At 33.5% G+C, this 12,826-nt stretch carries 10 protein-coding genes; all 10 read right to left on the bottom strand.

The genetic code is table 11. The features are described from left to right. Positions 1-11: 11 nt before the first annotated feature. The 10 genes from tmk to ACT5E3_RS12050 all read right to left on the bottom strand — a co-directional run bounded on the left by tmk (position 12) and on the right by ACT5E3_RS12050 (position 12,758). The gene (gene tmk / locus ACT5E3_RS12095) at positions 12-656 is read right to left on the bottom strand and encodes a dTMP kinase (RefSeq protein ID WP_444998556.1); all 645 of its coding nucleotides are present in this window, start codon (positions 654-656) and stop codon (positions 12-14) included. Between the two features lie 187 nt (positions 657-843). After that, positions 844-1,788 carry a redoxin family protein gene (locus ACT5E3_RS12090; protein WP_444998555.1) on the bottom strand — a complete coding sequence of 315 codons (945 nt, stop codon included), beginning with the start codon at positions 1,786-1,788 and terminating at the stop codon, positions 844-846. Between the two features lie 84 nt (positions 1,789-1,872). Beyond that, positions 1,873-2,757 (bottom strand): SDR family oxidoreductase, encoded by an 885-nt coding sequence (locus ACT5E3_RS12085; RefSeq protein ID WP_444998554.1) that lies wholly within the window; start codon positions 2,755-2,757, stop codon positions 1,873-1,875. Positions 2,758-2,781: 24 nt separating this feature from the next. After that, complete coding sequence (locus ACT5E3_RS12080) at positions 2,782-4,815, bottom strand: oxidoreductase (RefSeq protein WP_444998553.1); 2,034 nt, start codon at positions 4,813-4,815, stop codon at positions 2,782-2,784. A gap of 43 nt (positions 4,816-4,858) precedes the next feature. Further along, positions 4,859-6,238 (bottom strand): aldehyde dehydrogenase family protein, encoded by a 1,380-nt coding sequence (locus tag ACT5E3_RS12075; RefSeq protein ID WP_444998552.1) that lies wholly within the window; start codon positions 6,236-6,238, stop codon positions 4,859-4,861. Between the two features lie 41 nt (positions 6,239-6,279). Then, entirely contained in the window at positions 6,280-7,905 is a 1,626-nt protein-coding gene (locus ACT5E3_RS12070) for a class I adenylate-forming enzyme family protein (protein WP_444998551.1), read from the bottom strand. Between the two features lie 31 nt (positions 7,906-7,936). Beyond that, a complete protein-coding gene (locus tag ACT5E3_RS12065; protein WP_444998550.1) occupies positions 7,937-9,484 on the bottom strand; it encodes an AMP-binding protein in 1,548 nt (515 codons plus the stop codon). A gap of 90 nt (positions 9,485-9,574) precedes the next feature. Beyond that, entirely contained in the window at positions 9,575-10,636 is a 1,062-nt protein-coding gene (locus ACT5E3_RS12060; RefSeq protein ID WP_444998549.1) for a methyltransferase, read from the bottom strand. A gap of 25 nt (positions 10,637-10,661) precedes the next feature. Continuing rightward, positions 10,662-11,420: a glutathione S-transferase family protein gene (locus ACT5E3_RS12055; RefSeq protein WP_444998548.1), complete on the bottom strand. Its 759-nt coding sequence runs from the start codon at positions 11,418-11,420 to the stop codon at positions 10,662-10,664. Between the two features lie 426 nt (positions 11,421-11,846). Next, complete coding sequence (locus ACT5E3_RS12050; RefSeq protein ID WP_444998547.1) at positions 11,847-12,758, bottom strand: serine hydrolase domain-containing protein; 912 nt, start codon at positions 12,756-12,758, stop codon at positions 11,847-11,849. Positions 12,759-12,826 lie beyond the last annotated feature (68 nt).

Below are 12,826 nucleotides of genomic sequence, written 5' to 3'. Positions count from 1 at the left end.
ATATTTTTCTTTCATTCACTATTGTTAGAGAAACATGTTTCTTGCAAAAGCGAGCGTAAAGCCCGCTGCACACTGCTAATATCGGGAGCTGCATCTATCAGATGTATTCGATTGGGCTCTTGCTTGGCTCTCTGCAGGTAAGCATTTCGAACATTTTCATAAAAAGCCATTTTTTCCGTTTCAAACCGATCAGGTTTGCCTCTTAAACGAGTTCTAGCCATTCCCTCTTCCACAGACATATCTAACAATATAGTCAAATCAGGCTTAAAATTGCCTAAAGTCCATTGTTCTAGTTGCTCAATACGTGCATAGTCCATTCCTCTCCCACCTCCCTGATAGGCATAACTAGCATCAACAAAACGATCACACAACACCCAACTACCCGATGCTAACGTTGGTTGTATAACCTGCTTAACATGCTGACTTCTTGCGGCAAACATCAATAATAACTCAGTATCAGGTTCCACTTGCTCTTTGCGATTTGCCAATAACGTCGCTCTTAAATCTTCAGCTAAAGGCGTGCCTCCAGGCTCTCTAGTGACAAGGACTTTGTGCCCTTTACTTTCTATGAAATCCTTAACAAAGTTTAAGCTAGTCGTCTTGCCAACCCCTTCACTTCCTTCTAACGAAATGAATTTGCCTTGTGTGATAGTCATTCAGCGGTTTATTCCTTGTTTCTATAATCTGCCAAGTTTACGACAAGCAGTCTATAGCTGTCGAGCCTGGTCTGAAAATAGCATAAAGTTTCGAACAGTCAACAAGCCATTTGGACGAAGTTTATTCAATTGAGATTCGATAGATGGAGGCTAGAAGTCCACTTCTCGTCTCCATAAAAAACCAATATTAATTAAGTTGAGTCGATTTAGTTGAAGAAAGTATTGCTTTTAGCTCGGCTAAATCAGAAAAATCGGACGTTCGGTATGACACTTTTCCATTATCGACAATTAAGAGAGTCGGGATATTTTTTACTTTATATTTAAAAAAGCTCTCATTTGAAGTATCAATTGTAAAGTCATGGGCAACAGAATGCTTTTTCAAGTAATCTTTTAAGTCTTTCTCACCAGTCCACAATCGCGATGCAACGCCCATCCAATTATATTTTGGGTATAATCTGTATATATTATTGATGGCCTTTTGTGCCTGCGTACATTGTTTAGACATTTTAGGACGACTGTCTTCTAGATACCAGTCACACCATGTTGCTGTAAAGAAAAGTATGGCTCTCTCTCTTTTTTCTATTTCAACGAGTAATTGATTCGTATCAGCAGGTTTTATAGCCACTGAAGATAGATTAGAAGCAGGTTTTTCTGCCAACAGGCCAATTTTGTTGTCCAGTTCAGCATTGGCTTCGTGCCCCTTATGCACTAGCTTTCCTTCTTGGGTAATAATCAGATGATAAGGCGTGCCAATTAAATCAAACGACTGAGCAAGTTCACTCGAAGAGTCCATCGCTACAGGCATTGATAATTCAAATTTTTTCTGAACAGCTTTTACACTTTCTAAATCATCATTCATATCAATATTAACAGCAATAACGTGAAATTTATCGCCATACTTTACTTGCGTGTGTTGTAAATGCGGCATCTCTTTCATACAAGGTTTACACCAAGTCGCCCAAAACTTTAAATAGACGGGCTTTTCCTTGAGTAAATCTTTAATATTGATTGTCTCACCGGATAAAAGTTTTATTGGTTTTTTGAGTATATCTTCACTCAAACTCTTTGCTTGAACAAGGTTGCAGCTAAAAATAGTAACGACCGTGAAAAATAAAATCTTTAATTTATTCATTATATGCCCTTAAGTTGAAATCATATTAATTTATTCAACTTTATTTAAATAAAAAATCGCGCCATAAAAAACACTTTGACTACGCTAAATCATATCATCGAGATGAAGCCCTTGCATAAACTTTTTTTGTAAAGGTTCTAAGGTTTCATTAATTTCTCTAACTCCAAAATCTGTACCAACAACAGTTCTTAAAGGCCTTTTACCATTACTTTCAATTAAGTTTGATATAGCTTCTGCAACGCCATTAGGATCACTCGCATCGTTTTTCTCTTGAAAGTTTTTAAATGTATTTAAAATATTTTCTGACAATTCAATATGGTCTTGATAATCCGTTAAAACACTCGTATTACCTTTAGGTTTTGGCGTAGTATCAATTAATTTAGTGCGATGTGGTCCAGGCTCGACAATAATAGAATCTATACCAAACTTTTTAAGTTCATAATGATAAGTTTCAGCTAATGCTTCAAAAGCAAACTTCGACGCACAATAAGAGCCAAAAAAAGGAAAAACGACACGCCCAGCAAGTGAGCTAATATGAATCAAAAGACCTTGTTTGCGTTCACGCATATGAGGCAATACCGCTTGAGTTGTTCTTGCCATTGAAAACACATTGATATCGAATAATTCTTTTAATTCTTCCACATCATAAGCCTCTGTAATACCAACATTCATAATACCAACATTATTAATTAGAACATCTATATGAGAAGCCTTTAATATCTGTTGAACGGCAGCATCAACAGACTCTTGTTCAGTAACATTCATATCAATAATATCTAGTTGTAATTGATGGTTGTGCTTTAGCGTCAATAGTTCATCTACAGCACTGGCATTTGAACCCTTTGTATTTCTCATTGCAGCAAACACGTGATGTCCTTGCTGTGCTAAAAAAATCGCAGTTGCCTTTCCTAAACCACTGTTGGCCCCAGTAATTAGAATATTTTTGGGTTGTATTGTTGCTTTACTCATACTTAATCTCCATACCATAATTTATCAAAAATTCTCGAGTGTAGACTTTGACAACATAAATAAATCTGTTCTGCCAGATAATATCAAAGCATTCAAATGACTTTTTTGTTCAAAACTTTTAACAGACATTCTTGCCAAACCGGTTTTCCCTGAAATGTACTCGGAAAGAACCGATGATGAATTCCCCATTATTACATCAACCCAATCAACACCAGCAGCTTTAAATGCAAGCATTATTTTAACAACGTCTTCTGGATCGAGCGCTAAATCTTGTTGCCAACAAGCAGCCGAAATATTTAATGACAAAGGCTTATCAATAGGCCAAACCTTACGTATGGCTTTTAATAATGCAAGCGGAAAACGCATACGATTTTCTAAACATCCACCATATTGATCAGTTCTTAAATTATATTGAGGAGATAACAACCTAGATAACCAGCAATCGCTTTTAAAATATAATTCAAGTAAATCAAACTGACAATAAATGACTCTGGCAACAGCATTCATATAATCATTGATAATTTTATCCATATCAGACTCGTTTAAGTGATTATATGAATCAGAGTCATTAACTAGACATATTTTAGGGTGAGCTAATTGAGCACCTACTCTTGTTAAGCTGTCTTTTTGAATTAGCTGAACAATTTTAGCTAATTCTTTCTCAATAATGTTAGTTCTAACAGTGACAAGCTCTCCATTATCAGGATCCAACCACATCTGTTCAGTTAATACTGCCCCTGCTTTTTTAAGCGTTTCTATATCAATAGGAGAAGCCAAAGAAGTTCTGACAACAATACGGTTTTTAAGTACTTGTTGCCCCATTCCAAAAGGAACAAATATTGGTTGAGGAACTAAACTTTCTTTGGCTACTAGACTTTTATTTAAATCGTTTGGATATTTTTCATTTAGACTGGCAAACCAACTTTCAACTTTACTTATCCACTGACTATCTCGTAGTCGTAATTGTTCATGACCTAACCGTTGCGAACGAGTGAGCAATGAATAAGCAAACTGCAAAGGTGATAAATCTGTATGACTCTGAATATTTTCAAACCATAACGTTGAATTAAACGCGGCTTGTTGGATTTTTTTCACTTCTTTCTTTCTACTGTTTTGGTATTCCTCAAGAGCACAAGTAAGGTCTGTATTTGCATCTAAACAACTGGCTAATTCCATTGCATCCTCTATCGCAAGACGAGTCCCTGAACCAATCGAAAAATGAGCAGTATGTGCCGCATCACCTAACAAAACAATATTTTTATAATACCATTTTTCATTTTTTACTACAGGAAAGTTAATCCATGCATTTTCAGCTAAGTGCTTAGCATTATTAATTAATTCATTTCCACCAAGATGGCTTTTAAAAATTAACTCACACTGTTTAATTGACTGAGCACAGCTCATTTGATCAAACTTCAATCCCAGCCAAGTTTCAGGCTCGCATTCAATGATTACTGTCGACAATGAGTCGTCAAACTGGTAACAATGTCCCCACAACCAACCATGAGCTGTTTTTTCGAAAATAAACGTAAAGGCATCGTTAAACTTTTGATACGTTCCTAGCCAGATAAATTTATTTTTTCTAAACTCAACTTGAGTTCCAAAGTTTTCTTGATATAGTTCACGTAGTTTACTATTTCTACCATCTGCGGCTAATATTAAATCAGCATCATTTAACTCTTTTGAATTATTAGGTTCGATCGGCTGACTAAACTTAAACTCCACACCTAATTGTTTTGCACGTTGAGTTAAAATTTGGAGCAATTTCAATCGGCTAATACCACTAAAACCATGACCACCTGAAGTAACAACTTCTGATTTATATACTACCGATATATTATCCCAATGAGCAAATGAGTCTCTAATCGCATCTGCGCTTAATTGATCATGACAAGACAACTTGTTCATAACATCGTCAGATAACACAACCCCCCAGCCAAAAGTACTATCTGACTTATTTCGTTCAAAAATAGTAATTTGATGTGAGGGATCTTTTAACTTAATAGAAATGGCAAAGTATAAACTGGCAGGACCACCTCCTACGCATACAATTTTCATTTTCATCCCTTATTGATAATAAAACTAATGCAACTAATTTTGCTTAACTACTCTGTGTATCATAAGCCAAAGTTTTAATATTAACTAAATGACGCCATGTAATTCCTTCCGTAGATATATTGCCTCCCCATGTACCACACCCCGCCATAAATGTGCGACCAAGATCGGTAGTGTCACCCAGCATTCCATGAGTGGCTGGGGTATTAACAAGTAATCGACCAACAGGTATTTCCAATGCAAAATTTTCTATTTCTTCTTTATTTTGACTATGTATAACGGCGGTATGTCCAGCACCATCATCTAGCAACATCATTTTTGCAGTTTCAATTGCTTGCTCTTGCTCAACCGATAACAAAGTCAAAACAGGAGCCATTTTCTCTCGGCTATAATAAGAAATGTTATTTAAATTGACAGGCATAAGTAATACCTTAATCGGCCAATCTCTAGTAATACTTGTTTGCTCTGCTAATACCTCTCCGCTAACACCAATATAATCTCGCTTTAACCTTTTAGTTTCAGGATCAAACAAAATTTCTGCAACACGTATTGCTTCATCTTTATTTAGTACAGCACCACCTGATTTTTCTATATATGATATAAACTTTTCATAAATTCGATTGCTGACAATCAAGTTACTTTCAGAACCGCATACGATACCATTATCATAGCTTTTCCCTTTGATAATATCTTGAGAAGCTTTTGCCAAATTTGCACTTTCGGAAACGATAACGGGAACATTACCTGGCCCTACGCCATAAGCTGGAGTTCCAGAGCGATAAGCTGACTGGACTAAACTACTTCCGCCTGTTGCTAAAATTAAATTAACATTTTTATGCGTCATAAATAACGCTGAACGCTCACGAGATACAGGTACAGGAACACATTGAATAAGATGTATTGGCGCGTTATGCTTTTTAAGTACCGATTGAATAATATCAATACACTCTACACCAAGTTTTGTAACAGCTCTTGGATAACTTACAATAAGAGAATTGCGTGTTTTAATTGATAATAACGTTTTAAAAAGAGAGTTAGGCACGGGATTTGTCATTGGGATGATCCCAAATATTACCCCAACTGGACTCGCATATTCTATAGAGTGCTCTGTTAACGGTTTTAATCTTCCTATAGCTTTTACCCCTTTCAACTCATTAGCAATAATATCTGAAACTAAACTCAACTTATGATCTTTATCTACAATATTGCCGATACCAGTTTCTTCCACTTCTCTCTCAGCAAAATACGATCTATTTTTATTAAAGCTTTCTGCAATACTTTCAATCAATTCATCTATCTTTTCATCACTCCAACTCTCTATTTCTTTTTGTGCGCTTACAGATTTTTCGATAATTTTTTGAACAACAATTTCATCATTATTATTTTTATCCAGAGTATTCATAGAACTAATCATAGATAGACTCATTTTCTTATAACCTTGGTTGAATATAATAAGTTTTTAACCCTTTATGCTATGTCTTTAGCTGGTATATGGGCAGTACGAAGTTTTCGCTTTAGTTTTTTCCCTGTTACACCGACACTTTGATTAGCTGACTGTTCCATAACACTGGATATTTTAGGCCAACCTCTTTCTGCAAATAGCTTATTTATTTTTTCTTTCAAAATATTTTCATTAAAAGCACTACCTCTAGCCATTTCAATTAAAGCGACAACCTCTGTGCTATTGGAATTTTTCCCACCAACAATACTCACCTCAAATATTTCCGGCATTCTACTTAAGATAAATTCTTCACTTTGACAACTATACAAAACCCCATCAACTGTATTGATATAATCAGTAACTCTATCAACATGAAAGAAAATACCTTGTTCATTTTTATAAACCAGATCACCGGTTAACCAGTAGCCTGACAATGTATTTTTTTCAGTCAGATAGCTGTTATTCCAATAACCTTTAGTAACAGATTTTGACATAACACCTAAGTAACCAACTTCATTGACGGGTAACTCTTCACCATCATCATTTAAAACTACCGCCTCTATCCAGTCAAAAGGAACACCAATATATCGATCATAGTTATTACTATAAACAGTATGAATATTTCTAAAAATGGCAAAAGCAAACTCAGATGAACCTAAATTATCAATAAAACACGAACCTTTTATTCTTTCTCCATTTCGTACATGATGACCTTGAGAAATTAACTGTCGTATGTGTGCCTCATGATTAGCATCACCAGTACTTAACCAGTATTTAATCGATGACATATCAAATTTATTTAAGTTTTCTCGGCATAGATCAACAAAAATTTTAGGAAACGAAGCGATAAAATCAGGCTGATACTTTTCAATGGTATCTAACACACTCAGTGAGTCTTTTTGTGTTTGAATTCGAACACTTGCTCCTCTTAATAACGAAGACATCAAAATAGATAATGCAGCACCATGAGAATGAGGCAAAATTGAAAGTACTCTATTAACAGGTAACTTTTTAACTTCTTGTTTAATACCGTAGCATAATGCTTCATGCGTAAATTGAACTGCTTTGGGTATGCCCGTTGTCCCTGACGTATGTGCTATTAATACAACATCATTAGAACCATGCCTATAAATGGGGGGAGGCTCAACGTTATTATTAATTACACTGGCTTTTTCTATATCAATCATATTAATTGGAAATTTTTCTGCTTCAAATAAGCTTTTAACAGATAATATTCTCATATATGTTGATACTAAAAATTTAGCTTCTACTTTTATAGCAAATTTAATAAATATATCTACATTCAATAAGCTGTTAACAAAAACTGGAATGGCACCAATTTTTGTTAAAGCAACATACTGAAAAAAATAGTGAATATTATCATCAAAAAACAATACTACAGGATCTTTAGGTTTAACCCCCATATTATAAAAATTTGCAGCATATATATTCGAAATATCAATAATATCTTGAAGAGAAAAATCTAATTTATCTTTATATTTATTTTTATCTAATGGCTGATCAACTCTAACTAATGCTTTATGTCTTTGATCATCATCCATATACTCATGTATTTTTCTAATAAAGTTACCGGCACCAACACTAGCATCAGCCAAAAAGTCATCAACTAAATCCGAGTGATTACTTTGCATTCTTCTCTCCTTTTAAAATTAAGCTCGACAATCAAACGCAACTTAACAGTTCTTTTCTTAAAATTTTACCATTATCATTTCTAGGCATATCATCTAACACTTCAATTCTGTCTGGTAGGCAAAAGCTATCAAAAGTAGACTTGAGTTCAACAATAATTTTTTCACACAAATCTTTTTCATTATTAACATTAACAGTAGAAATAAATAAGACAACATTTGAATCTAATGTATCGGCGTCAACTTTAATTAAAGCTGCATCAACAACCGAGCTAAAATGACTCATAACAAATGATTCAATATCAACAGGAGATACCCAACGACCATTAACCTTGAACACGTCATCTTCTCGCCCTTCAAATGTATAATAACCATCAGCATCTTTTCGAAATATATCACCTGTTCGAAACCATCCTTCTTGATACTTTTCTTGAGTTTTTTCGATATTTTTATAGTATCCCAATGATTGACTAGGCCCTTTTATCATTAGCACTCCACTTTCCGAACCATCTTCACTACTGTATTTAACATCAGCTAATTTTGCTTCATAACCAGGTAAGCAATTAACTTTTGAATGAGAATAAGTAGAGGTGAGATAAATATGCCCCATTTCAGTAGTACCTACGCCATCTAAAATGGTTAATTTGTAACGCTGTTTCCAAGCATTGTACAAACCACTAGGCAGATGCGAACCGGCCGAAATCAATCTACAGTTTTTTGAAAACAACGTTTCAACATCATGTTTGTAATTTAAAAGTTCACCGTATATTTTAGGAACAGCAAAGAAAATACTTGGCTTATACTTTTTAATATTCTCATAAATAATATCTGCAGTGGGCCATTGAGAATCAAGTACAGCGGTAACATTATAATATATTGGAAAGAAAAAACTATTACCTAAACCATATCCAAAAAACACTTTAGCAATGCTATACACGACATCATCATTTGAAATTTCTAGTATTTTCTTGCCATATATTTTTGCATGTTCCAACATACCCATACCTGTATGCATAACAGCTTTTGGCTTACCAGTTGTTCCCGAAGTGTATTGCATAAAAGCAACATCAAACTCACTTAAGTATGTATACTCTGTTAATCTTTCACCCGACTTTATTTCAGTCAATGAAATAAAGTCATGTTTACCAATATCGTTATAATCATCTTCAACTATTAATAATAACTGTGAAACATCAATTATTTTTGAATTTGTAATTAATGATAAATTGTCATATTCACCAATAATTGTTTTTGCTTCACTATCTTGTATGTAATGTGATATTGATGATTCTTTAGATTTTGGATTTAATGCAACAGGAATTGAACCAATTTGAAGACATGCTAAAAAAGCCGCAATAAAAGAAGGCGTGTCGTTCATTAATAGTAAAACTCTATCTCTACTTTTAACATTATAGGATAGCAAGGCATTTGCTATCTTTTCTGATTCCCCTTTAAGCTCCTCAAAAGTTAAAGATAAATCACGATATAAATAGGCAGATTTATCCCATGTTTTTATTCGACCATATAATTTTTCTGCTAAATTAAAATTATATTCAGTGTTTTTAGAATGTTTTTTTTCCACTTTTAAATCCCATTTAATGATATGTATGAAAAATCCTAAAACATTTTGTCAATTCTTACTTCAAGATTATTGCTACAACAACCACAGTAACTATAATGGTATAGCTTCTATTACCGACAAAGTTGTTCGAGTATGAGTAACTGAGTTAATTTTGAAACCAGATAGTTCTAAAATTTCTTTGAATTCATTTTCTGTTCTTTCTTTACCTTCTAACAGTGCCATCATTAGGAGATCGGTTATTTTTCCAGGATGAGGTTTATTAGCAGGAGGTAGTACAACATCAATAATTAATAGACGACCACTTTTGGACATTGCTTTTTTAATATTCTTAATTATTTTAATACAATCATCATCATTCCAGTCGTGTAATATATGTTGAAGAATATAAGTATCACCACCAGAAGGAACAGAGTCAAAAAAGTTAATGCTTTCAAATTGGCAACGGCTTTCTACTCCCGTTTTTGTAATATAGCTATGGTTTTCAACTACATCAGGACGATCACATAACACTCCAGTTAAGTGAGCATTCTGCCGTAATACTTCTGACAAAAAAGCGCCTTTACCCCCACCTATATCGATCACTTTTTTGCTTGTTGAAAAATTAATACTTTTGACTATTTTAGGGTTCATCATACAAGCATAATTTGCCATACCATTTTCAAACCTTCGACTAACCTCAGGATTGTCTCTATGATAAGTAAAATAATCAGTACCTATTATATCCTTAAAAGCTGAATTACCAGTTTTTACGGTATACTCCAAGTTCCCAAAAGCTTGCCACCAATCAATATCTGTCATGCGAACAGTATTACAAACAGAATCAGGAGAATTTACTCTTAACAAATCGGACATTTTCGATTGAGAAAATGTTCCATCTGTATTCTCAAAAAATATTCCTTTTGAAGAGAGAGCTCGAAGTAAACGATATAATGATTCTTGGTGTGTATTAGTTTGTTTGGCTAACTGTTCAACCGTTTTATTTCCTTCGTGCAACATATCTGCAATACCCAACTCTGCCGCGACGTGAAGCGCTCTTGAATATTGATAACCAGCCCAAATTTTTAACAAATTATTTTGATTTTTTTCCTTTTCTAACAGAACTGCATCATCAGCAGGAAACTCTTCAACTGTTTCGTTTTGAGATAATGTCATAGTTTTACCCTTATAATTTATTGAGTTATTCAACTAATAAAGAAAGTTGCTTTTCCCAGTTATCAGATGCAGTAAACCTTTCCGTTCTCTCACTCAAAAAAGATTTTTTTGCGCTAAAAAAGCTAGCGAGATCAGAATAATAACTTTCGCATATTGTCTGTTTAAATGTATCACTACTAATAATTTGGTTAGCAAATTTTCCAATCAGGCTTTTGCTAGATAAAATCTCATAGTCTGTTATTTGCTCTATCAATCGAATCACAAAGAAAAACGGAGCAGAAGCAAAAGTTAAAAGCCCTGCATTTTCTTTTTCATCACTTAAAATATCGACAATATTACTTTCAAAATCATTAATTGAACATCTAATCAAATCGGCTTTTTCGCTAAACAGACCTTCCGACTCTTGAGAAAACAAACCACCTAGTTGTGACTGCAATGATTCAACAGACTTAAGTTTAATACGATAAATTGCTTTTTCATAAGAGTCATCAGGCATGAAGCGATTGTTAGAAACATCATTTAAATATTCAAGGATAACACTCGATTCGAACAGTACTTTCTGATCTTTAATTTCATTATCTTTCTCTACAACAACCAAGACAGGAACCTTGCCAGCAGGAGAAACATCAACAAACCAATCAGGCTTTTCTTTATATGGATTGATATACCGAAGTTTATAATCAACACCAAGCTGCTGCATACAGAAAGCAACCTTTTGCACATAAGGACAAATACTAAAACTCACTAACAAATATTCTTTTTCCTTAACCGCACTATTTTCCATACATTAATTCCTTAATAAAAGTTATATAATTTGAGATATCATTAGAGACAAAAAAGTAAACATTATTATTTTAAAAACTAATTTTTCATCTATGCAAACCTAATATATTTTCATGACATATCAATTACATCTTTAAAATTTTTAGCGATAGTATTTCACTTCAATAGAAATTTCAAGAGATATGCTAACCCCTATTTTTATTGCGGTTTAATATATCCAAAAACAAAATATAACGCATCGTTAAAATAATATAAAACAAATAAAACAATTTAAAAACAAGGTGAAACATTAACTAAAAAAAATAGTTAATAGATAGATGAAGCAGTATTTAAAATAAAATATTAAGAAGAATATAATTGGTGGCGATATTTTTTTGATTTCATTGAATTTAAATAGGTTATTTTGTTTAAACTAATTATCAAAAAATTACTGATTGTTTGATGGCAAAATATATAACTCAGTCAACTCTATAGAATGCCGGGTTTCAGTTAGATTATTATAATTACTACCTGTCATAACAATAACCATATTGATTTCAGGAAAAACAAAAATATATTGACCACCATTACCTGCACCATAGTAACCTAGAACTGTGGCGTCGCCCACTTTGAATACTTTAACCCACCAATAAAAACCATAACCTAGCAAGTTTGATTTTTGATTAAAAAAGTATTGAGGAGTCGTTGAGCTTTCGATCCATTTTCTAGAAACAATTTGTAGGCCATTATATTTTCCCTGCTGCAAGTAAAGCAGGCCAAATTTGAGCATGTCGCGGCTAGTAGCTTTTCCATCTAAAAAAACATTTCTACTTAACCCTAAAGGTTTCACTAAATACTGTTCAGCAAAGTCAGAAATATTTTGTCCACTTCTGTAATTAATAATGGCTGCAACCACTTGAGGTGAAGCATCATTATATTGAAACTGACTTCCAGGTTTGAATTGCATTGGCAAACTCATAAGCCAACGAATTGGCTTTTCTTTTGTCTGCATTTCAAAGCCGCAATGGGTTTGGTAGTTTTTTATATTACCACACTGTAATCCAGAGCTCATTGTTAAAAAATTTTTTAGTTTTATGTTTTTTTTATTTTTATCTAGCTCTAAATCTAAATATTCTCTCAACGGTAAAAGATGTGTAATGTTTTGTTCAACACTAGTTAAAATACCTTTTTCTAGTGCAATACCAACTAACGCAGAAAGAAAACTCTTACCTAAGGAAGCCATATGATGTGGCTTATTTATAGCTCCATCATTAAAATAGCTTTCATAAATTAACTTACCATTCTTTGCTATAAGTAAACTATCTATTCCTTTATAACGATTTATCAGGTTTTCTATCATTCTATTATTTAAATTTTTACGATTTGAGATATGCCTTGTTAGTTTTTTGAGCTGCTTAGAGCGATACC

This window comes from Aliikangiella litoralis, assembly GCF_052495765.1.
The sequence above is the reverse complement of the archived record's forward strand: the minus strand, read 5'-3'. Positions and strand labels throughout refer to the sequence as shown.